Origin of the sequence: Streptacidiphilus fuscans (genome assembly GCF_015690355.1) — a bacterium.
Lineage (GTDB): Bacteria > Actinomycetota > Actinomycetes > Streptomycetales > Streptomycetaceae > Streptacidiphilus > Streptacidiphilus fuscans.
The window spans coordinates 413,884-434,825 of sequence record NZ_JADPRT010000005.1; the positions used below are offsets into that span (position 1 = coordinate 413,884).

Here is a 20,942-nt window from a genome sequence, read left to right on the forward strand (position 1 = left end):
GCCAGATCAGTTCGGCCGGCTCAGTTGTGGCCGAGGCGCTTCTCCTTCTTGTGGGACGGCATGCGCATCCCACCCTCCGGCATCGGCGACATCATCATCGGCTCGCCGGCGTGGGCCTTGTCGTCCATCATCGCGGCCTTGCCGTGGTGCTGCCGGTCCTGCATCTGCCGGTCCTGCACGGCCTGCGGCGCGTGCGCGCCGTGGGCCGAGGCGACCGGCTTCTGCTGGCCGGACTTCTGCTTGCGGGGCTGGTTCTTGACCTTCGACATGGTGTGTACTCCCGAATGGGGTGAGGCGCCGTGCCCGGCGCACATGGGACCGGGCAATGAAGCGGCGCGCGCTCACCACGATTACAGGGGCCACCGCGCTCCGCATCCCGAACGGATGCGGAGCGTCACCTTCGCAGGTCAGGGCCGCTAAATCAGGGGCGAACAGGGTGAATCGGCGCTGGGCGCGCTCAACTCCCTGACACCTGGGCGAGGTAGGCGGCCGCGGCCTCCGGGGTGAAGAACCAGTTCGGGAAGTCCTCGGGGCTGTCGAAGCCGTTGGCGAACCGGTGGGCGACGGCGGGGAGTTGACCGGCGGCGCCGATCAACTGGAGCACGTGCTCGGGCGGCGGGGCCAGCATCGCGTTGGTCCACGCCGTGACCGGCTCGCCGGTCTGCGCCCAGAAGGTGTCGAAGGCGCCCTGGAGGAACTCGCGGTCGAACGGCCGGTCACCGTGGGCGCGGATCGACGCGAGGTAGCTCGCGGCGCACTTGGAGGCGGTGTTGGAGCCCTGACCGGTGATCGGGTCGTTGGTGACGACCGCGTCGGAGACACCCAACACCAGTGCGCCGCTGGGCAGTTCGCCGACCGCGTGGCGCACGGTCGGGGTGAGGCGACCGGCCAGGGTGGCGCGCTCGTCGGTGAGTTCGACGCCGCCGCGGGTGCGCTCGTACTCCCACGGGACGTAGGTGCGCATCAGGTCGAGGATCGTGTCGAGCTGCTGCTGCGGGGCGAGCGGCGCGCCGCCCTCCGACTGGAAGACGTCGACCGGGCCGCCAGGGACGCCCTCCCAGAAGAGGATGTCGCACGCGCCGGAGAGGGTCAGCGCCGGGATGACGAAGAGCTCGCCGACGCCGGGCACCAGGTTGCAGCGCACGGCGGCGAAGTCGTGCTCCGGGCGCGGGCCGAGGCCGTGGACATAGGCGAGGGCGAGCGAGCGCTGCGGGGCGGTGTACGGCGAGCGCGCCGCGTCCCGACCGAGCAGGGCGGAGAGGTCGCCCTTGCCCGTGGCGAGCAGGATCAGGTCGTAGTTCGCGGCGACGGCGTCGAGGGAGGCCGCGGTGACCGTCTCCACGACGACCTTGCCGCCGCGCTCCGCGAACAGCTCCAGCCAGCGCGGCATCTTGATCCGCTGGTCCACCGAACGGCCGGGCGCGTCGAGGCGGGCGACCCAGTCGATCACCCGGGCCGCCTCGGGGCCGCTGACGGAGACGCCGAGCCCCTCGACGGCGGGGGCCTCGTCGGCCCACAGGTCCAGGCCGAGCGCGGCCTCGTGGGCGAGAGCGCCGCCGAACATGCACTGCGTCGACAACACCCGCCCCTCGCGGACCTGTTCGGCGGTCCGGTCGGTGGTCACGGTGACGTCGTGGCCGTCGGCCTGGAGGCCGAGGGCGAGTTGCAGTCCGGCCTGGCCGGCGCCGACGACGAGTATGTTCGCCACGAAAAGGCTCCTGATCGCGGGTGTGGTGGGACGGTCTCGGGTCCAGCGGCGCACTCGGGCGTACTGGCGCGTACTGATCAGTACGAGTACGGCTGCTGAGCAAAAGTCAGACACCCTGCTGATGCAGGGTGTCTGAGATTCGTCGTCACCTTATCCGGTGCCTGTTCGAGCGGAACCCGCCCGGCCGATTTCGTCAGTCGTGACCGTGGTCAGCGAGGCGGCCGGCCGGGATCGGGGTCACCTCCCGCTGAGCGCCGAGTGCTGTTCCGCGCCGCGGTGCCGGTGGCCCGGGACCAGGTCGTGCGCGGCGGCCAGCGGGGACTGTCCGCGGCTGCGCTTCGCGCTCGCGGAGTGGTGGGCGAACGGCGTGGCCGTCGGCCCGGCGGCGGGCATGCCCGTCGGTGTGGAGACCGGCGCCATGCCGCCGGGCATGGCCGTCGTCTCCGGCATGGCCATCATTCCCTTGCGTCGCAGCAGATCCTCCGCGTCGCGACGCAGCTTCTTGGACTGGTGAGCCGCCATGACGGTGCTCCCTCCTGCCCTGCACGTATGGGATGGTTCGTCCATTTTAGAGAGATTTCGAGTCCACGCCGCGCGGTAGATGTTTTACGAGTAAAACACCTGCTAATATTTATCCCATGGTCGGCTTCCCCTCCCTCCCCCTGCGCGGAACACTCCGTCTGCGGCCCGCCGTCGGGCCGTGGCACCGTCCTGCCCTGAGCGTCGCGGTCGCGACGCTGCTGCCGGACCTGCTGCTGCTCGCCCTCGGGCGGCTCGACCTGGTGCTGTACACCTCCGCCGGGACGATGTGCGCGCTGTACACGCACGCCCTCCCGTACCGGGAGCGGGCACGCGCGCTGGCCTGGGTGGTGCTGGGGATGGCGGGGACCGTGGGCGTCGCGCTGACCGCAGCCGCGACGGTGCGGTCGACCGTCGTGCTGATCGCGCTCGCGGCATTGCTCGCGGGCGTGCACAAGCTGCTCTGCGACGCCACGCGGCTCGGGCCGCCCGGCAATGTGATCTTCACCTTCGTCGGCGCGTCGGCGTTCTTCGTGCCGCAGCGGCTCGGCCAGATCCCGGCGCATCTGGGGCTGGTGCTCGTGGGCGGTGCGGTCGCCTGGGCGGTGTGCCTGGCTCCGGCGCTGGTCAAGCCGCACGGTCCGGCGCTGACGCTGGGCGTCCCCCGTGCGCCGCAGGGCCTGCGCAGCCTGCTGCCGCTGGCGGTCAGGGTCGGCGTGGGGTGCGCGCTGGCCGGGTGGGCCTCGCTCGCGGCGGGGGTCGGCCACCCGTACTGGGCCGTGGTGACGGCGGCGGCCGTCCATCGCGCCAACACGAGCGTCTCCTGGCAGCGCGCGCTGCAGCGGACCGTCGGCAGCCTGCTCGGGCTGGTGCTGTTCACCGCGACCGTGCCGCTCAGCCGGGCCTCCGGCTACGGCGCACTGGTCGCGCTGCTGCTGATCGCCGGCTGCCAGATCGGCGCGGAGGCGACGATCACCCGCAACTACTGGGTGGCGCAGGTCTTCGTGACGCCGATGGCGCTGCTGCTGGTCTCGATCGGCGACCTGGCCGGCTCCGGATCCGCCGAGCCCGTGGGCACGCTGGTCGGCGACCGCTGGCTGGACACCGTGCTCGGCGCGGCCTTCGGCATCCTCAGCGCGGTCCTGGTCACCAACCGCCGCGCCAGCGACCGGCTGGCCCAGGCGCTGCGGCACGCCGAGGCGGCGGTCGCCGCCGCGCCGCAGGTCGGCCGGGTCCGGCTGGCCGACTCCCTGCACGAGCTGCGTGAGTCCGCCGACGGTCATGCGGGAGAGTGGTGGCAGCGACCGATCGCGATCGAGGAGGTACAGCGCGTGGAACGCGAGGGACACCGGGTGCTCGCCCTGCTGGGAGAACGGGAGTCCGCCGATGTCCGAGCCGCCTGAGCTGCCTCAGCTGCCCGAGCTGCCTGATCTCGCTGAGCCGGCTGAACCGGCTGAACTGGCTGAGCCCGCACGTCCCGCCGAGACGCACCGCGACGGCGGCGAGGACATCGTCACCGGCGTCATGCGGCAGTGGCGGGCGGTCCACCCCGACCTGGACGTCGAGCCGATGGGCCTGGTCGGCAGGATCAACCGGTGCGCCGCGCTGCTCCAACAGGCCTCCGACGACCAGCTGCGACACGAGGAGCTGACCCGCGCCGAGTTCGACCTGCTCGGCACGCTGCGCCGCTCGGGCCGAGCCCTGACCCCCGGCGAGCTGGTCCGCGAGACCTTCGCGTCGGGCGCGGCGGTCACCAAGCGGCTGCGCCGACTTGAGGACCGCGGCCTGGTCGAGCGCCGCTCGGACGGCCGGGACCGCCGCGTCGCCCGCCTGACGCTGACGGAGGCCGGTCAGGAGCTGACGGACCGCGTTCTGCCCGCCCAACTCGCGTTCGAGCGCTCGCTGTTCTCGGGCCTGCCGGCCACCGAACGTGCCGAGCTCGCGGACGGCCTGGCCGACCTGCTGCTCCTGCTGGAGGGCCGCCTCGCCCGCACGCTGGGCTGAGCCTGCCGGGCCGCGTCCAGACCCTAGACGTCGACGGCTGCGCGGGGCGCTCCGCGCACGACCAGGGCGTCGAGCAGGTCGCGGGTGGCCGTGGCGACGGCCTCGACGGCCTCGTCGAAGGCCTCGCGGTTGTGCGCGGCGGGGGCGCGGAAGCCGGAGACCTTGCGCACGTACTGCAGCGCGGCGGCGTGGATGTCGGCGTCCTGCGGATCAGGGGTGACCGGGGCGCGGAGGGTCTTGATCGATCGGCACATACATCCAGCGTAGGACGCTTGACTGACAGCGCGGAGCAGCGTGCGGGTGGGGCGTGGGCGGCCTACAGTGCAGGGGTAGGACGACGCGTAGGCACGGGCCAGGAGGTACCAGATGTCCCAATCCGAGGATGAGTCGCGACCGACCCCGGACCGGCTGCTCCACACCGGGGCCGAGCATCCCGTCGATCCCGAGGACATGGTCCGCGCCAGCGGCCGGGAACCGACGCCGGAGCTGATCGAGAAGGCCCGCAAGGCCCTCGAGGAGGAGGGCCCCGCGGCGGTCGAGCGCCTGCTGCCCTGACCGTGCCCGTGACGCACCAGGTGCGGCGGGCGATCGCTTCGGTCGCACACCGCCGCACCTCGGTCACAGCCGCGCACCTCCGATGCGCTGCGCCCCTCTGACGTCTGACGCCTCACAGCGACCCCGGCCATCCACGCCGGGCTGTGCAGCGCATCCGCCGCCTACGCCGCGCTGAAGCGGATCGCCACCGGGCGGCCTCGGGTCGACCCTGCCGGGCGCGTCTGCGCGTGCCGCTTGACCAGGCCCCGGTTGGCCGCGCTGTGCAGCACGAAGCGCAGCCAGTCCGCGTCCGCCCCGATCAGCGCGGCGATCTCCGGGGCGCTCCAGTGCCGCTGCGGCTCGCCTGCCAGCACCTCCATCGCGCGGTCCAGATGGCGTCCCGGCCGCTCCCGTGACGCGGCGCTCTCCGCTCCGCCTCCGCTCGACCGCTCCCCGGCCCCGCCCGAGGCGGTCCGCGCCGATCGGGTCGGCCCACGCATCGGCCCGCGACCTGGCGCGGGGACCCGTGGCCGGGCCAGCAGCGCCGCATGCGGCTCGTCCTCGGCCGGCTCGTGCCCGTCGAGCAGGGCTTGCAGCCGGTCCTGCGCGCCCACAATGCGCGTCAGTTCCCGGACGATGCTGTCCAGTTGCTCCAGTCGGAGCTGCTCGATCCGCACCCTGTCCTCGAAGATGGCCAAGCAGCTGACCGGATCGGCCACCATGTCGGCAGGCGTCAGATCCGCGATCACGGCCGTGACGCTAGCGGCCCACCAAGGCACGGGGCCAGCGGGCCCGGGTCCTTCCACTCGAACGAAGGAAAAGGCGAAACCTTGGTGGGGACAGCCCCCTGCCGAATCCACCGGCCAGCGGGAGAGTCACGGCGGCGGTCCCTGCATGAGCATCGAAGGCGTTCCCACACGAACTTCTGACGTCACGTCATGAGAGATCACTTCATGGGACGTCTCGTGAGACGTCACCGTCTGAAAGGACGCCGCGATGCCCCAGAGCGCCACCCTGCACCAGGTCCCGACCGCCCCCTCCCCCGCCGGACTGCCTCCGGGCCCCGTCCGTGCGGCATTCGCGTTGTGGGTGACGGCCGTTGCCGCCGGGGCCTTCGAAACGGTCCTGGCGATCGGCAGGATGCTCGCGGACGGCACCGGCTCCGCCGGGGAGATCGCCGTGGGGCTGGCGATACGCCTTCCGGTGTTCGTGGCCGCACTGCTGATTGTGCGTCAGATGCGTACCGGCCGTGACTGGGCCCGCATCGTGTTGGCGATCGGGCTCGGCGTGGTCGGCACGGCGTCGATGGTGGTCGGACCGGTCCAGGCCCTGGCGCATGGCCGTTCGCTGGGCTGGGAGCTGGCGCATGCCACGCCGCTGGACTTCGTCTTCGCCGCCAGCCGGACCGTCCACGTGTCCTCGGTGCTCGCGGCCGTCGTGCTGATGTTCCTGCCGGCCGCCAACGGCTACTTCCCACGCGGTCGGCTCGGTCGTCGCGACCGACGCGGCTGACCCGAGCGGCTTCGCGGCCGGAAACGCCAACAGCCGCCCGATCGTTGCGAAACCTCCCCAAAGGGCACGCTTCGCCTGCAATCCCCGCTGTTAGCGTGACTGGCCGTCCATACCGACGGAGGAGAGCCGCCAAGTGACCCATCCCTATCCCGAGGACGACGGACCGCGGATCGATGCCGGACGCCTGTGGGGCGGCGGAATCGCGACGGCCGTGGTGGCGGGACTGCTCACCGAGGTCGGCATCCTGATCGCGCGTGGCATGCTCCACCTCGCCATCCTCGCCCCGCAGGGCGAGGGCATGTGGGGCGACGCCAGCACCACCAGCTACGCGGTGGCCGCAGGTGTCGTCGCCCTGGTCGCGACCGGCCTGCTGCACTTCCTGCTGTCGACCACGCCGAGCGCCACGGTCTTCTTCGGCTGGATCATGGCCCTGTTGACCGTCGTCGCCGTCATCATGCCGTTGAAGGTCGTCGGCACCAGTACCGAGGTCATCGCCACCACCGTGCTCAACCTCATCCTCGGCGTCGTGGTCACCTTGCTGCTGATCAGCGCGGCCCGGGGTGCCCAGACGACCGCGCGACGCCGCCCGTACCCGCAGCCGCAGGGCTACCCCCAGTCGCAGCCCCAGCCCCAGTCGCACGCGCAGCGGTACGACGCACGCGACTGGTGACCGCGGTCCTCCTCATTCGGGCCGGTCGGCTCCGGTGGGGAGGGGTAGTTCGGCTTCGAGGCGGGCGAGTTCGGCCTCGGTGAGCAGCCGGGAGCGGATCAGGAAGCGGACGCCCTCCGGGGCCTCGACCGAGAAGCCGCTGCCACGGCCCGGCACGACGTCGACCGTCAGGTGGGTGTGCTGCCAGTAGGCGAACTGGTCGGCGCTCATCCAGAACGGGGTCTCGTCGTCGACGACGCCGAGCATCACGTCCTGGCCGCCGACGCGGAACTCCCCGCGCGGGTAGCACATCGGCGAACTGCCGTCGCAGCAGCCGCCGGACTGGTGGAACATCAGCGGGCCGTGCTGCCGGGCCAGCCGTCGCAGGAGTGCGGTGGCCGGCTCGGTCAGCTCCACCCGCGTGGTGCGCGGGCCGGCTGTCATCAGAAGAAGCCGAGCTTCTTGTCGGAGTAGCTGACCAGCAGGTTCTTGGTCTGCTGGTAGTGGTCGAGCATCATCGCGTGGTTCTCGCGTCCGATGCCGGACTTCTTGTACCCGCCGAAGGCGGCACCCGCCGGGTAGGCGTGGTAGCAGTTGGTCCAGACGCGGCCCGCCTTGATGGCCCGGCCGAAGCGGAAGGCGGCGTTTCCGTCACGGGACCAGACGCCCGCGCCGAGGCCGTAGAGGGTGTCGTTGGCGATCCGCAGCGCCTCGTCCTCGGTGTCGAAGGTGGTGACGGAGACGACCGGGCCGAAGATCTCCTCCTGGAAGATCCGCATGTCGTTGCGGCCCTTGAAGACCGTCGGCTCGATGTAGTAACCGCCCTCCAGCCCGGGGACCTTGCGCGGTCCGCCGCCGGTCAGCACCTGCGCGCCCTCCCGCACGCCGATGTCCAGGTAGGAGAGGATCTTCTCGTACTGGTCGTTGCTGGCCTGGGCGCCGATCATCGTCGCCGGGTCGAGCGGGTCGCCGCCCACGATCGCCTCGGTGCGGCGCAGGCAGCGCGCCATGAACTCGTCGTAGATCGAGGAGTGGACCAGCGCCCGCGACGGGCAGGTGCAGACCTCGCCCTGGTTGAGCGCGAACATCACGAAGCCCTCGACGGCCTTGTCCAGGAAGTCGTCGTCCTGCGCCGTCACGTCGGGCAGGAAGATGTTCGGGCTCTTGCCGCCCAGCTCCAGCGTCACCGGGATGATGTTCTCCGACGCGTACTGCATGATCAGCCGGCCGGTGGTGGTCTCGCCGGTGAAGGCGACCTTGGCCACCCGCGGGCTGGACGCCAGCGGCTTGCCCGCCTCGACGCCGTAGCCGTTGACGATGTTGACGACGCCGGGCGGCAGCAGGTCGGCGATCAGTTCCATCACCACCAGGATGCTGACCGGGGTCTGCTCGGCGGGCTTGATGACCACGCAGTTCCCGGCCGCGAGCGCGGGGGCGAGCTTCCACGCCGCCATCAGGATCGGGAAGTTCCACGGGATGATCTGCCCGACCACGCCCAGCGGCTCGCGGAGGTGGTACGCGACGGTGTCCTCGTCGATCTGGGTGATGCTGCCCTCCTGCGCTCGGATCACGCCCGCGAAGTAGCGGAAGTGGTCGACGGCGAGGGGGATGTCGGCGGCCAGCGACTCGCGCACCGGCTTGCCGTTCTCCCAGGTCTCGACGACGGCGAGGCGTTCGAGGTGCTGCTCGATCCGGTCCGCGATCCGGTTCAGCGTCAGCGCCCGCTCGGTCGCGGTCGTCCGCCCCCACGACTCGGCCGCGGCGTGGGCGGCGTCCAGCGCGCCCTCGATGTCCGGCGCGGTGGAGCGCGCGACCTGACAGAACGTCTCACCGGTCACCGGCGTGGGGTTGTCGAAATACTGGCCCTCTGCCGGAGCGACCCAGTCGCCGCCGATGAAGTTGTCGTAGCGCGGCTTGAAACTGACGATGCTGCCCTCGGTCCCGGGCTGGGCATAGACCATCGCGTCCTCCTCGTCGAGTACGTCCGGCGGGTCCGGTGAGTCGGCGCACACTCTGGCTGACGGAGGTTGGCAAAAGGTTGGCGTGCCGTCCTCCGCGTCGCGGTCCGGCTGTCCCCGGCGAGGGGTCAAGGGGTCGGATGTTCACTGGAAATTCCCTCCGCAAATTGCAGAAAACACTTGCAGAAGCCTTGACGCCGTCGTCGGCAGGGCGGGAGTGTCATGGTCCGGCGCGCCGTGCCCGGGATGCGCGGCGCCTCGGCCTGACCAGGAGGCTTCCCCGCCGATGAGCCTGAGCCATCGAATGACCAGCTACCGAAGAAGCACCACGGCCCTGCGCCGGTTGGCCGCGCTCGCCGCCGCGCTCGCGCTGCTCGGCGGCGGGGCCGTGACGCGGTCCGCGCCCGCGCACGCGGACACGCCCGCCGAGGTGAGCCTGGCCGGAACGTTCGACACCGCCATCGGGTGCTCGACCACCTGGCAACCCGACTGCGCGCAGGCGCAGATGACGCTCGCGGCCGACGGCCGGTGGAAGGCGTCGCTTACCCTGCCCGCCGGAAGTTACTCGTACAAGGCCGCCATCGACGACGCATGGACCGTCAACTACGGTGCGGGCGGCGCGCCCGGCGGGGCGAACATCGACATCACCGTCCCCACCGGCGGCGAGACGGTCGCGTTCGTCTACGACCCGGACACCCATGTCGTCACCGACAGCTCCGCGATGCCGGTGGTCACGGCCACCGGCGACTGGCAGACCGCGACGGGCTGCGGCGCGACCTGGGACGCCACGTGCGCGGCGACCACCATGACGGATCCCGACGGCAACGGCGTCTCCACCTTCACCACCACCGCGATCCCGGCCGGGACCTGGAACACCAAGGTGACGCTCGGGCAGTCGTGGACCACCAACTACGGTGCGGGCGGGGCGGCCAACGGCGCGAACATCCCCTTCACCGTGCCCGCGAACGGTGACACCACGACCTTCTCCTACAACGAGTCCACCCACCTGCTGACCGTGGTGAGCAACGCGGGCGGCACCGCGCCGCTGGACACGCTGGGCGCGCTGTACACGTCGGCCGCGACGACGTTCCGTATCTGGTCGCCGGACAGTTCGAACGTCACGCTCAGCGTCGGCGGCAGCAACTACACACTGAGCCCGGCGTCGCTCGCGGGCTACTCCTCGGTCTACCAGACGGTCGTCTCCGGGAACCTGCTCGACCAGGACTACCAGTTCTATGTCAACGGCGTTGCCGTGCCGGACCCGTACGCGCAGATGGTGGTGCCCAACACCACCGAGGGCGTCGTGGTGGACACGGCCGCGGTGACGCCGACGGACGGGGGCTGGGATCCGCGGCCCGCGCTGGTCAACCGGACGGACGCGGTCGTCTACGAGTTGAGCGTCCACGACTACACGATCGACCCGAGTTCGGGCGTCGACGCCGCCAAGCGCGGCAAGTTCCTCGGCCTGGTCGAGAACGGCACGACCTACGACGGCGTCAGCACCGGCATCGACCACCTGAAGCAGCTGGGCGTCACCGCGGTCCAGATCATGCCCTCCTTCGACTTCGGCAGCACGGTGCCCAACTGGGGCTACGACCCCGTGAACTACAACGTGCCCGAGGAGCAGTACTCGCAGTTCACCGCGCCGGAGGACCGGATCCGCGAGTTCAAGGACATGGTCAACGCGTTCCACAAGAACGGCATCCGCGTGATCATGGACGTGGTCTACAACCACACCTACACGAAGAACGTCTTCGGCAACATCACCGGCAAGTACTACACGCCGACCGACCTTTCGGGCACGGGCGACTCGATCGACGACGGCAACCCGATGGTCAGTCAGATGATCCAGGACTCGCTGGAGCACTGGGTCCGCGACTACAACGTCGACGGCTTCCGGTTCGACCTGGCGGGCGTCCACTACTACAACAACGTCTACACCTGGGCCAACTACCTGGAGACCACCTATCCCGACCGCGACCTGATGCTCTACGGCGAGCCGTGGAACGGCGGGGCCAGCGACCCGAACGAGCCGCAGAAGGTGCGCTACGGCAACATGCCCGCGCTGGCGCCGGTGCACTTCGGGGCGTTCAACGGCGTCTACCGGGACGCGATCCGGGGCGGGACCGACGACAACGTCTTCGGGTACATGGGCAACAACGGCAACCCGTCCGCCATCGCGTTCGGGATGACCGGCTCACCCACGGACGCCGACAGCACCACGCCCGTCTCCTCCAACCTGTGGACGCCGGCGTTCGCGCTCAACCCCGAGCAGACGATGAACTACGTCTCCATCCACGACAACCTCAACCTCTACGACAAGATCACCTACTCGGGAGCGAGCGGCGGCGCGACGGGCGCCGCCGGTGCGATCGACCGTCTCGCGGTCGGCACGATCCTCACCTCCCAGGGCGTTCCGGTCATCGCCGAGGGCGACGAGTTCCTCCGCTCCAAGGTGGTGAACGGCGACTACACGACGGCGATGAACTCCTACAACGCCCCGGACACGGTCAACGCGATCCACTGGGGCGACCTGGTCACCAACGCCTCGATCGACAGCTACTACCAGGCCGCGATCGCTCTGCGGAAGGCCACGCCGTCGCTGCGGCTGACGACCTGGTCCGCCGTCAAGAACCAGATCGCGACGCAGGTCAACGGCTCGGTGGTGATCGCCGAGATCAGCGACAACCCGGCCGCGCCGACGACGTACGACACCGTCGTGGTGGTCAACCCCACCACCAGCGCCTACAACGTCACGCTGCCGAGCGGGAGTTGGACCAAAGTGCTCAACTCCGCCGGGGCGACGTCCACGACGGGGAACACGTCGTGCGACCCGCAGGCGGTGACGGTCTTCACCGCGAGCTGACGCAGGAGCGGACTCGGGCCGTGGCAGGGCCGCCCTCGCGGACAGCGGGGGCGGCCCTGCCACGCGGGAGCGATCACCGCTGAGCAGGGCCCCATCGGCTAGCCTCCGGTCGAAGTCCTCGTCGGCGGCCCGGCGGTCGGATACAGCGGCTGGGCCGGTGGGCGCTGCGGGTCGTAGTACAACAGTCCGTACTCATCGGTGACACGATGAACGAGGTCGGGCTCTGGAGGAGCGGGCCAGATCGCCAGGTAGTGCTCCTCCACCCACGTGAAGACCGTGTCCTCCGCGTGGCCGCGATCCCGGCCTATGGACTGGACGCGCACCCGATACCAGCCGGGCCCGGCGTGTGCGAGGTTGCCCGCCTCGCGGACGGCGCGGCCACCCCACGGCTCCAGCCACAGTTCACCGCTGGAGCTGTAGAGGCTCACCTCCACGGCGCTCTCCCACTCCGGCCCGGGCGCGGGCGGAGCGCCTTCGAGTCCCTCGACGGTCAACCGGATCACGCCGGAGTGCGTGCCGGAAAGTGCGGTGAGGCGCTCGGGGCTGCCTACCGCCAGGGTGTTGCCGCTGGAGAGCCGTTGGACTTCGTCCAGGTCCTCGTAGTCGTAGTCGGCGCCGCAGAGGTAGTACTGGTGGTACGAAACGTGCATGGTGTCGCTGGTCCATCGCATGCCGGCCATCCTGCCGCGCGGCACTGACACTCTCCACGCGCTTCCGCTCGTTGATCCTCAACTGGTTCAGACGTTGCTGGGTCGTAATTGGTCTGGACCTATTGACGCCCCCTCAGGTCGTCCGCTTCACTGGGGCGCAACCCGGGGGGTGTACATGCCATGCAGCCCGCCGGGCTCCCCCTCACCTCGCCGAGAAGGAAGCACCGCCATGCCTCCACTCACCACACGCGCGCGGTTATGGTTCGCCGCGATGGCCGCGGCGGCCGTCGTCGTCGCGCTCTCCTCGCTGCTGCTCGGGCCGCCCGCCAGCGCTGACGCGTCCGTCGCGCGTGCCGACGCGGCGAGTTCGCTGCCCGCGTGCCCGTTCTGGGCCTCCGGGATCACGCCGCCGCCGCGCACCGTCACCCCCTGGGTGCCACCGCTGCAGACCGCGTCCGCCGTCGACTTCTCCTCGCGACCGGCCGCGCCCACGATCAGCGGGACGCTGACGAACGGTCAGGTCACCATCACCGTCAACCCGGTGCCCAACGCGGTCGCCTACAAGGTGTGGCGCGACGGCGTGGACGTCGGCTACATCAGCTACTGGGGCCAGACCGGTCCGCTGACCGTCACCGACACCTCGCCCTGTCAGGGCGCGTACTACGACGTCGTGGCGATGTACGACACCAGCAACTCGGACGCCTCGCTCGGCCAGCTCTCCGTCCCGTACTGGCTCGGCGCGGACGGGACGCTCGCGCCGGGTGCGGGTGACGTGGCGGTGGGGACGCAGATCTCGATGATGGTCACGTCCTACGACAACACCGGCCAGACCGCGTCCGGCCTCAACGCCCAACTGGGCGTCTGTGCAACGGATCCACGGGTGATCCCGTGGGGCACCTATTTCACGATTCCGGGATACGGGACCTGCTATGCCGCAGATCTCGGCACCTGGATCCAGAACGACACGGTCGACGTCTGGCTGCCCGGCGACCAGGCGAACAACTGGGGCGTGCAGGACCGGACGGTCACGGTGATCGCCGATCCGTACGCGAGCGGAGGCGGCTCACCGAGCCCGTCGGCATCCGCATCCGCATCGGCCTCGGCCTCGGCCTCGGCGACACCCAGCCCGTCCGTGAGCCCGTCCGTGAGCGCCTCCGCGTCGCCGTCGGCCAGTGCATCGCCGTCCGCCAGCACGTCACCGACGCCCACGCCCTCGCCGACGTCGAGCGGTGCGGCGACCTGCTCCCCGGCGTGGGACGCGTCCACCACGTACCAGACCGGCGCCGCCGTCTCCTACAACGGCGAGAACTACACCGCCACGTACCTCTCCACCGACGCCGTCCCCGGAGCCCCCACCTCCTGGGCGGTGTGGAAGGCCGACACACCCTGCAGCTCCTGACCCGACGAGGCACGAGCACGAGTCGCGAGACGTGAGACGCGAACAGCGGCTGCTGCCGGCTACGACCGCAGCAGCCGCTGCTCCTTCGCCGTGGCGACGGCCGCCGCGCGGGTGTCGACGCCGAGCTTGGCGTAGATGCGGCCGAGGTGGGTCTTGACCGTGGCCTCGCTGATGAACAGCTGCTGGGCAATCTCGCGGTTGCCCAGGCCCTTGGCGAGCTGGCCCAGGATGTCGAGCTCGCGCGGGGTCAGCGAAGGCTGCGGCGCGCGCATGCGGGCCATGACGCGGCTGGCGACGGGTGGGGACATCGTCGAACGGCCCTGCGCCGCCGCCTGGATGGCGGTGAACAGCTCGTCGGGCCGTTCGGCCTTGAGCAGGTAGCCGGTCGCGCCCGCGTCGATCGCTCGGGTGATGTCGGCGTCCGTGTCGTAGGTGGTCAGCACCAGCACCCTGGGACCGTGGGGGTCGGCGGTGAGGCGGCGCGTGGTCTCCACGCCGTCGATGCCGTCCCCGAGCTGAAGGTCCATCAGGACCACGTCCGGCCGGTGGTGCGCGGCGGCGGCCAGGGCCTCCTCGCCGGTGGCGGCCTCGGCGACGATCTCGATGTCGGGCGCGCTGCCGAGCAGCGCGGTCAGTCCGGCGCGGACCACGGCGTGGTCGTCGCAGAGCAGGACGCGGATCACGCGGCAACCTCCTCGGACGCGGCCGGGCCGGGGCCCAGCGGCAGGATCGCGGTGACGGTCGTGCCGGCTCCCGGCGCGGACTCCACGCAGAGCCGTCCGCCCAACTGGCCGAGCCGCGCCCGCATCGCGGGCAGGCCGTGGCCGCCGTCCGGTCCGGGTGCCGGGAGCATGTCGGGGTCAAAGCCCCGGCCGTCGTCCCAGACGTCCAGGATGACCTGGTCGTCCAGGTAGGTCAGGGTCAGCGTCGCGGTGGACGCCTCCGCATGGCGGCGGATGTTGGCCAGCGCGCCCTGGGCCACCCGCAACAGTGCTCCCTGCACGCGCTCCGGAAGATCGACGGGCGCACCGTCGACGTGCAGACGCGCTCCCTCGCGCAACAGAGCGCCCTCGCGCTCGGCGACGGCGCGCAGCGCGTCGGGAAGGCTGTCGGTCTCGGCAAGGTCGGCGGGAGCGAGGTCGTGGACGAAGCGGCGCGCCTCCGCCAGCGAGCGGGCGGTAGAGGCCGACGCGGCGGCGAGATGGCCACGAGCGGCGCCCGGATCGCGCTCCCAGCTGCGGTCGGCGGCCTGGAGCAGCAACTGCTGGCTGGTCAGGCCCTGGGCCAGGGTGTCGTGGATCTCGGCGGCAAGCCGCTGGCGCTCCGCCAGCATCCCGGCACGGCGCTCGGTGGCGGCCAGTTCGCCGCGCGTGGCGACCAACTCGGTCATGCTGGCGCGCAGCCGGTCGGTCTGACGCATCGAGTGCAGCAGCACGGTGACGGCCAGGGCCGCGATCGCTGGCGGTGCGAGCAGCACGTTCGGGTCCCAGCCCGACAGCCGCACCTCGGAGCCGACGATGCAGCCGGTCAGCAGCCCGATCAGCACGATCGCGGGCCGCACCGGCAGGATCCGCAGCGCGGAGTAGAGCAGCGGCACCGCGCACCACGAGCAGCTCGGCGCGAGCAGGGCCAGCGCCAGCCAGGCCGCGACCACGCAGCCGAGCCAGACGCGCGGACGCGCGCGCATCGCGTCGCCCAGCAGGTAGAGGACGGCGAGCAGCGCACCGGCTGCCAGTACCCACGGGGTGCGCGGGTCGCCGTGGTGCCGCTCCAGGAACCGGGCGAGGGAGGCCAGCAGGAGGACGAAGAACGCGACCCGCATCACGAGCGCGAGCCGCTGGTCGTCCGCGTCGGCCTCGGCGTAGGCCGCGACGTCGGATGCCGCCCCGGCTGCGGCGTCCCCGGCACCGGTCCGGTCCTCGGCCTCAGCCCTGGCTCCGGCGCTGGCCTCGGCCTCGGACGGCACGGCCGCTGCGGTCATCACGCGTTCCTCTCCCACTGCCGTCGCCTTCGACGTCTTCCCTGGTCACCATCGGTCACTCTCCATCGTCACACGCCCTGCGGGACGCGCATCAGCCGATCGGTCGACCCTCGCGTCCCCCGTCCGGGCGCGCGGGACGACCTCGACGGGCGACCGAAAGGCCTGATCAGCGACCCGAGGATGGAATCACCGAGGCCCGAACGGCGGGCCCCGTCCGAGAACCGGAGCGAACCTCCCATGAAGCCCACCCTTCGCCGCAGCCGCAGCCGTGCCACCGTCCTGACCGGCGCCGCCACCCTGGCCGCGCTGACCGCGGGCGTGGTCGGCGCGGTCTCCGCCACGGCGAACTCCCCCGCCCCGGCCGCCGTCTCCGCTCCGGCGTCCACGACCACGCAGACCACCCACCTGACCGAGGACGCCGCGCTCAAGGCGGCGCAGGCCGCGCTCAGCGCCGCCACCAAGGCCGGTCAACACGTCTCCGTCGCCGTCGTCGACCGGGACGGCAACACCGTCCTCACCCTCCGCGGCGACGGCGCGGGCCCGCAGTCGTACACCTCCGCTCAGGAGAAGGCGTACACCGCCGTCTCCTGGAACGCGCCGACCTCCGTGCTCGCGGGTCGCCTGGCCCAGACGCCCACGCTGAAGGACATCCCCGGCACGCTCTTCCTCGCGGGCGGCGTTCCGGTCGACGCGAAGTCCGCGCCGATCGCGGGCATCGGCGTCGCGGGTGCGCCCAGCGGCGACCAGGACGAGACCTTCGCCGCGGCGGGCGCGGCGGCCCTCGGTCGCTGATCCCCAAGCCTTCGGGCTCAGGGGCTCAGTGGGTCTTCTAAGGTGTGGGGCGTGCCGTACACCTGGGGCCCGTTGCCCGAGGGGCTGAGCCCCGCCGAGAGCCGGATCGTCGACGCGCTCAGGGCCCTGAAGGACGCACACGGACTGACGTTCAAGCAGTTGGGCCGGCTGACGCACTACAGCCACTCCTCGTGGGAGCGCTGGCTCAACGGCAAGCGTCCGGTCACCCCGGAGGCGGTCCGCGTGCTGGGCACGGCGCTGGGCGCGGACGTCGCCGAGCTGCTGGAGGCGCTCGGCGGCGCCCGTGCGGCGAAGTCCGGCGAGACGCCGACCGACCCGTCCGCGTCGCGGCCATCGGAACCGACGCCGGAACCGACGCCGGAACGGATACCGGAACGGACGTCGGAACCGACGACCGGCCCGGCCCAGTTGCCCGCTGTCGAGGGCCGACTGGTCGGCCGCGACGACGAGTTGCGGCGGATCGTGGACCTGCTGGTCGACGGCGACGACGTGCCGGGCATGGTGTCCACCGTGGCCGTCACGGGCAGCGGCGGGCTCGGCAAGACGGCGCTGGCCGTCCAGGCGGCACATCTGGCGGCACCTCACTTCCCCGACGGCCAGCTGTACGTGGACCTGCGCGGCGCGGATCCGACGCCGGGCGACGCCGCCGAGGTGCTGGGAGCGTGGCTGCTGGACCTCGGAGAGAGCGCGGCCGAGCTTCCTGCCGATCCGCAGGCGCGCGCCGCGCGGTTCCGCACGGTGGTGGCCGGTCGGCGGATGCTGCTGGTCCTGGACAACGCGGCCGACGCCGCGCAGGTCCGCCCGTTGATCCCGGGCACGTCGGGCTGCGCGGTGCTGGTCACCTCGCGCTCGCGGCTCGGTGGTCTGCTCGGCGCCCGGCATCTGGCCCTGACCACGCTCGACGACGACGCGGCGCGTCAACTGCTCGGCGCGGTGGTCGGCAGAGAACGGACGGACGCCGAACCCGAAGCCGTGGACCGGCTGTTGAGCTGCTGCGCGGGTCTCCCGCTCGCGCTGCGGATCGCCGGCGCGCGGCTGGCCGGTCGCGCCGCGTGGACGGCCGCGGTGCTGGCCGAGCGGCTGAGCGACGAGCGCCACCGGCTGGACGAACTCGCGGTGGGCGACGTGGCCGTACGCAGCGCGTTCCAGGCCAGTTATCGCAACCTCGCCGGGATCCGGCCGACCTCCCCGCCGGACGCGTTCTCCCCGGCGCTGGCTTTCCGCCTGCTCGGGCTCTTTCCCGGGAACCGGTTCTCCGCGCATGCGGTGGCCGCCCTCCTCGGCGCGCCGGTACGACGGGCCGAGGACCTGCTGGAGGCACTCGCCGACGCCCACCTCGTCGAGTCGGCGGCCCCGGGCTACTACCGGCTGCACGACCTGCTGCGCTCCTACGCGCTCGAACTCGCCGAGGCCGAGGAGTCCGCCGACGCCCGCCGCTCGGCGCTGGCCCGGCTGGTGCACTGGTACATCCACAGCGCCTCCGCCGCGTCGGACCAGCTCGCTCCACGCAACGTCCGCTGGGGCCTGGATCTGATACCGCCGGGCGAGCTCGCCCTCTCGTTCCGCGACGGCGACGCCGCGTGGCAGTGGCTTCTCGACGAACTTCCCTCTTTCTCCGCGCTCGCCACGCGCGCCGACGAGTTCCTGCCCGGCCCCGAGGCGTGGATCCTGGTCGAGCAGTCCCGCGAGGCCTACCTCCAGCAGGGCCTGCTGTTCGACCTGCACGCGATGCACGAGATCGGCCTCCGCTGCGCCCGCCGCATCGGCGACGCCGCAGGCAGCGCCCGGATGCTCGTCGCCATCAGCTACATCCTGCTGACCTGGGAACGCGCGGAGGAGTCCTACGCCGCCGCCCGCGCGGCCATCGACGCCGCCGAGCAGGCGGGCGATCCCCGGCTCACCGCTGCCGCGGCGGCGAACTACGCGCGCTCGCTCTACGACCGGTCACTCAGTCGGCAGGACGCCTTCGACGAGGCCGTGCACTGGTTCGAGCGCGCGCTGCGCGAGATCGCCGTCGTCGGCCCGGCCGACCAGTTGGCCACGACGCTGCTCAACTTCGGCATCATGTACCGCGACACCGACCACCACCATGAGGCCGACGCCCACCTGAACGAGGCGCTGCGCCTGATCCGCACCATGGACTGGCCCTATGGCGAGGCCTTCGCCCTCGCTGCGGTGGGACGTCTGCGGCACGCCCAGAACCGGGTCCCCGAAGCCCTGCCCATCCTCCAGGAGTCCCTGGCGATCCGGCTGCGGATCGGCGACCGGCTGGGCTGCACGGTCAGCCACGCGTACCTCGCCGAGGCCCTGCTCGACCTGGACCGGGCGTCGGAGGCCCGCGCGGCCTGGGAGGAGTCGATCAAGCTGCTCGACGAAGTCGGCATCGCCGCAACCAAACTGGGGATCCACATCAAGCTCCGCGCCCGCTTCGACGACCTGGACGCGTGACGGGCTCACGGGCTGCCCGCACCGCCTGAACCGTCCGGCCCGTCCGCGATCCGGTAGCCGACCGAGGGCACCGTGGTGATCACCGGCGGACTGCCGAGCTTGCGGCGAAGACGGCCGACGGTGACGGCGACCGTATTGGTGAAGGGGTCGGCGTTCTCGTCCCAGACCTGTTCGAGCAGGGCTTCCGCGCTCAGGAACGCAGGGCTGGCCTGTAGCAGCGCTGCCAGGACCTCGAACTCCTTGACGGAGAGTTCGAGTCGGTGCCCGTCACGGGTGGCGCTGCGCCGAACCGGGTCCAGCTCGATACCGGCGCCCCGCAGCAGCCGGGCCTTGGCGTAGGGACGGCGGCGTGCCAACCCCCGCAGCCGCAGCACGAGTTCAGGGAAGTGGAAGGGTTTGACCAGGTAGTCGTCCGCGCCCAGGCCCAATCCTCCGACGCGGTCGGCGGCGGAGTCCGCGGCGGTCAGCATCAGCACCATCGGGCGCTCGTCCCGCTCGGTGATCAGCTGGCAGAGGGTGTCGCCGTGCAGGCCCGGCAGGTCCCGGTCCAGGACGACCACGTCGTAGCCGTTGGTGTCCAGCTTGGCCGCCGCCTCCAGGCCGTCGTAGGCGATGTCGACGGCCATCCCCTGGTCACGCAGGCCCTCGGCGACGATCTCCGCGAGCGCGCGGGCGTCCTCCACAACGAGCACCCTCATGCCGCACCCGCTTCCACGTCTGCTCCGTCGCCTGCTCTGTCGTCTGCTCTGTCCATCGCGGCGGGCAGGGTGACCACGACGCGCAGGCCGCCGCCGTCCCGTGCCGTGAGCTCCAGGCGGCCGTCATGCGCCTCGGCGACGGCCGCGACGATCGCCAAGCCGAGCCCCGAACCCCGCGCGCCCGTCCGATCGGGTCCGGCACGGTGGAACGGACGGGTGAGCTCGGTGACCTGACTATCCGTCAGCACGGAGCCTCCGTTCTCCACGACGAGCGTCACCACGGGTCCGTCGTCACGAACGACAACCTGGACCCAGCCGCCCGGCTCGTTGTGGATCACGGCGTTGTCGACCAGGTTCTCCACCAACCGCCGCAGCAGGGTCCGGTTTCCGCGCGCCGAGGCGCCCGGCGCGGCCTCCAGCTGATCGACGGAGAGTCCCCGCGCGGTCAGCGCCTGTTCGACAAGGTCGTCCAGCGGGACGGACTCCGGCTCGGGCAGCTCGTGCTGAGCCCGCGCCAGCGTCAGCAGCCCCTCCAACAGACGGTCGACCTGGTCGAGTTCGCCGCGCACTCGACCGGCCAGGACGCGGGTCTGCTCCGGCAGCGGGCCGGGTTTGGCCAGCGTGACGTCCACTGCCGCGCGCATGGTGGCCAGCGGGGTACGCAGTTCGTGCGAGGCGTCGGCCACGAAGCGGCGCTGCGCGGCGAAGGAGTTCTCCAGGCGGGAGAGCAACGCGTCGACGGTGTCGCCCAGGTCGCGCAGTTCGTCGTGCGGGCCGTCGACGGAGAGGCGCTCGTGCAGGCTGTCGGCGGAGATCCGGCGGGTGGTCGCGGTCATCATGCGCAGCGGACGCAGCACCCGGCCGGCGGCGTACCAGCCCAGCACCAACGACAGCAGGCCCGTCGCCAACAGCCCGACCGCGGAACCCAGCAGCAACTGCTCGTGCTGCCGGGCCTGCGCCTGCGCGAGTTGGTGTTCCAAGCTAGCGATCCGCGCCAGCGCCGCACCCGACGCGCCCTGCAACGCGCCACCGGAGCCCGGGCGCGGCGCGACGTCCACGGAACCGCCCGCGAACGCCGCGACGACGGCCAGCGTCGCGACTCCCGAGACCAGGAACAGCCCCGCGTACAGGTAGGTGAACCGCCAACGCACGCTTCGGCGTCGCGACGTGCGTCCGGACACGGTCTCGTCCCTCACCAGCGCT

21 protein-coding genes are annotated in these 20,942 nt (G+C 71.6%); 9 read left to right on the plus strand and 12 right to left on the minus strand.

Translation table 11 applies throughout. From position 1 onward, the window contains the following. Window positions 1-20 precede the first annotated feature (20 nt). The 3 genes from I2501_RS15145 to I2501_RS15155 all read right to left on the minus strand — a co-directional run bounded on the left by I2501_RS15145 (window position 21) and on the right by I2501_RS15155 (window position 2,230). Window positions 21-269 (minus strand): hypothetical protein, encoded by a 249-nt coding sequence (locus tag I2501_RS15145; RefSeq protein WP_196194500.1) that lies wholly within the window; start codon window positions 267-269, stop codon window positions 21-23. 188 nt (window positions 270-457) lie between these two features. Next, window positions 458-1,708 carry a styrene monooxygenase/indole monooxygenase family protein gene (locus I2501_RS15150; protein WP_196194501.1) on the minus strand — a complete coding sequence of 417 codons (1,251 nt, stop codon included), beginning with the start codon at window positions 1,706-1,708 and terminating at the stop codon, window positions 458-460. 237 nt (window positions 1,709-1,945) lie between these two features. Next, window positions 1,946-2,230, minus strand: coding sequence for a hypothetical protein (locus tag I2501_RS15155; protein ID WP_196194502.1), 285 nt, complete (start codon window positions 2,228-2,230; stop codon window positions 1,946-1,948). Window positions 2,231-2,346: 116 nt separating this feature from the next. Between I2501_RS15155 and I2501_RS15160 the strand changes: the two genes are divergently transcribed. Together I2501_RS15160 and I2501_RS15165 are read left to right on the plus strand one after the other, a co-directional pair. Continuing rightward, a complete protein-coding gene (locus tag I2501_RS15160; RefSeq protein WP_196194503.1) occupies window positions 2,347-3,630 on the plus strand; it encodes an FUSC family protein in 1,284 nt (427 codons plus the stop codon). Then, a complete protein-coding gene (locus tag I2501_RS15165; protein WP_196194504.1) occupies window positions 3,614-4,231 on the plus strand; it encodes a MarR family winged helix-turn-helix transcriptional regulator in 618 nt (205 codons plus the stop codon). The genes I2501_RS15160 and I2501_RS15165 overlap by 17 nt, the downstream gene beginning before the upstream one ends. Window positions 4,232-4,254: 23 nt before the next feature. On the opposite strand, the gene I2501_RS15170 is transcribed toward I2501_RS15165, so the two are convergent. Beyond that, entirely contained in the window at window positions 4,255-4,485 is a 231-nt protein-coding gene (locus I2501_RS15170; protein WP_196194505.1) for a DUF2277 domain-containing protein, read from the minus strand. A gap of 112 nt (window positions 4,486-4,597) precedes the next feature. On the opposite strand from I2501_RS15170, the gene I2501_RS15175 reads away from it, so the two are divergent. After that, window positions 4,598-4,786, plus strand: coding sequence for a hypothetical protein (locus I2501_RS15175; RefSeq protein ID WP_196194506.1), 189 nt, complete (start codon window positions 4,598-4,600; stop codon window positions 4,784-4,786). A gap of 161 nt (window positions 4,787-4,947) precedes the next feature. Here the strand turns inward: I2501_RS15175 and I2501_RS15180 are convergent, their stop codons facing one another. Continuing rightward, a complete protein-coding gene (locus I2501_RS15180) occupies window positions 4,948-5,514 on the minus strand; it encodes a hypothetical protein (RefSeq protein WP_196194507.1) in 567 nt (188 codons plus the stop codon). A gap of 247 nt (window positions 5,515-5,761) precedes the next feature. Between I2501_RS15180 and I2501_RS15185 the strand changes: the two genes are divergently transcribed. Then, window positions 5,762-6,277: a hypothetical protein gene (locus tag I2501_RS15185; protein WP_196194508.1), complete on the plus strand. Its 516-nt coding sequence runs from the start codon at window positions 5,762-5,764 to the stop codon at window positions 6,275-6,277. A gap of 133 nt (window positions 6,278-6,410) precedes the next feature. Next, a complete protein-coding gene (locus I2501_RS15190; RefSeq protein WP_196194509.1) occupies window positions 6,411-6,947 on the plus strand; it encodes a DUF6069 family protein in 537 nt (178 codons plus the stop codon). Between the two features lie 12 nt (window positions 6,948-6,959). On the opposite strand, the gene I2501_RS15195 is transcribed toward I2501_RS15190, so the two are convergent. Together I2501_RS15195 and adh are read right to left on the minus strand one after the other, a co-directional pair. Then, window positions 6,960-7,370, minus strand: coding sequence for a DUF779 domain-containing protein (locus I2501_RS15195; protein WP_196194510.1), 411 nt, complete (start codon window positions 7,368-7,370; stop codon window positions 6,960-6,962). Then, window positions 7,370-8,887, minus strand: coding sequence for an aldehyde dehydrogenase (gene adh / locus I2501_RS15200; RefSeq protein WP_196194511.1), 1,518 nt, complete (start codon window positions 8,885-8,887; stop codon window positions 7,370-7,372). Before adh ends, I2501_RS15195 begins: the two co-directional genes overlap by 1 nt. A 301-nt stretch (window positions 8,888-9,188) precedes the next feature. On the opposite strand from adh, the gene I2501_RS15205 reads away from it, so the two are divergent. Next, window positions 9,189-11,750, plus strand: coding sequence for a pullulanase X25 domain-containing protein (locus tag I2501_RS15205; RefSeq protein WP_196194512.1), 2,562 nt, complete (start codon window positions 9,189-9,191; stop codon window positions 11,748-11,750). A gap of 98 nt (window positions 11,751-11,848) precedes the next feature. Here the strand turns inward: I2501_RS15205 and I2501_RS15210 are convergent, their stop codons facing one another. Next, window positions 11,849-12,421 carry a hypothetical protein gene (locus I2501_RS15210; protein WP_196194513.1) on the minus strand — a complete coding sequence of 191 codons (573 nt, stop codon included), beginning with the start codon at window positions 12,419-12,421 and terminating at the stop codon, window positions 11,849-11,851. A 250-nt stretch (window positions 12,422-12,671) separates the two neighbouring features. Here I2501_RS15210 and I2501_RS15215 point away from each other — a divergent pair, with 250 nt between their 5' ends. Then, a complete protein-coding gene (locus I2501_RS15215) occupies window positions 12,672-13,799 on the plus strand; it encodes a 3D domain-containing protein (protein ID WP_215909630.1) in 1,128 nt (375 codons plus the stop codon). A 59-nt stretch (window positions 13,800-13,858) separates the two neighbouring features. Here I2501_RS15215 and I2501_RS15220 read toward each other — a convergent pair whose 3' ends face one another. Further along, entirely contained in the window at window positions 13,859-14,482 is a 624-nt protein-coding gene (locus I2501_RS15220) for a response regulator (protein ID WP_196194514.1), read from the minus strand. Beyond that, window positions 14,479-15,780 carry a sensor histidine kinase gene (locus I2501_RS15225; RefSeq protein ID WP_196194515.1) on the minus strand — a complete coding sequence of 434 codons (1,302 nt, stop codon included), beginning with the start codon at window positions 15,778-15,780 and terminating at the stop codon, window positions 14,479-14,481. Before I2501_RS15225 ends, I2501_RS15220 begins: the two co-directional genes overlap by 4 nt. A gap of 237 nt (window positions 15,781-16,017) precedes the next feature. Here I2501_RS15225 and I2501_RS15230 point away from each other — a divergent pair, with 237 nt between their 5' ends. Both I2501_RS15230 and I2501_RS15235 read left to right on the plus strand, forming a co-directional pair. Beyond that, window positions 16,018-16,572 carry a GlcG/HbpS family heme-binding protein gene (locus I2501_RS15230; protein WP_196194516.1) on the plus strand — a complete coding sequence of 185 codons (555 nt, stop codon included), beginning with the start codon at window positions 16,018-16,020 and terminating at the stop codon, window positions 16,570-16,572. 51 nt (window positions 16,573-16,623) lie between these two features. Beyond that, complete coding sequence (locus I2501_RS15235; RefSeq protein ID WP_196194517.1) at window positions 16,624-19,041, plus strand: helix-turn-helix domain-containing protein; 2,418 nt, start codon at window positions 16,624-16,626, stop codon at window positions 19,039-19,041. A 5-nt stretch (window positions 19,042-19,046) separates the two neighbouring features. Here the strand turns inward: I2501_RS15235 and I2501_RS15240 are convergent, their stop codons facing one another. Both I2501_RS15240 and I2501_RS15245 read right to left on the minus strand, forming a co-directional pair. Then, a complete protein-coding gene (locus I2501_RS15240) occupies window positions 19,047-19,739 on the minus strand; it encodes a response regulator transcription factor (protein WP_196194518.1) in 693 nt (230 codons plus the stop codon). Continuing rightward, window positions 19,736-20,935, minus strand: a complete 1,200-nt coding sequence (locus tag I2501_RS15245; RefSeq protein WP_328806377.1) for a sensor histidine kinase — start codon at window positions 20,933-20,935, stop codon at window positions 19,736-19,738. Before I2501_RS15245 ends, I2501_RS15240 begins: the two co-directional genes overlap by 4 nt. Window positions 20,936-20,942 lie beyond the last annotated feature (7 nt).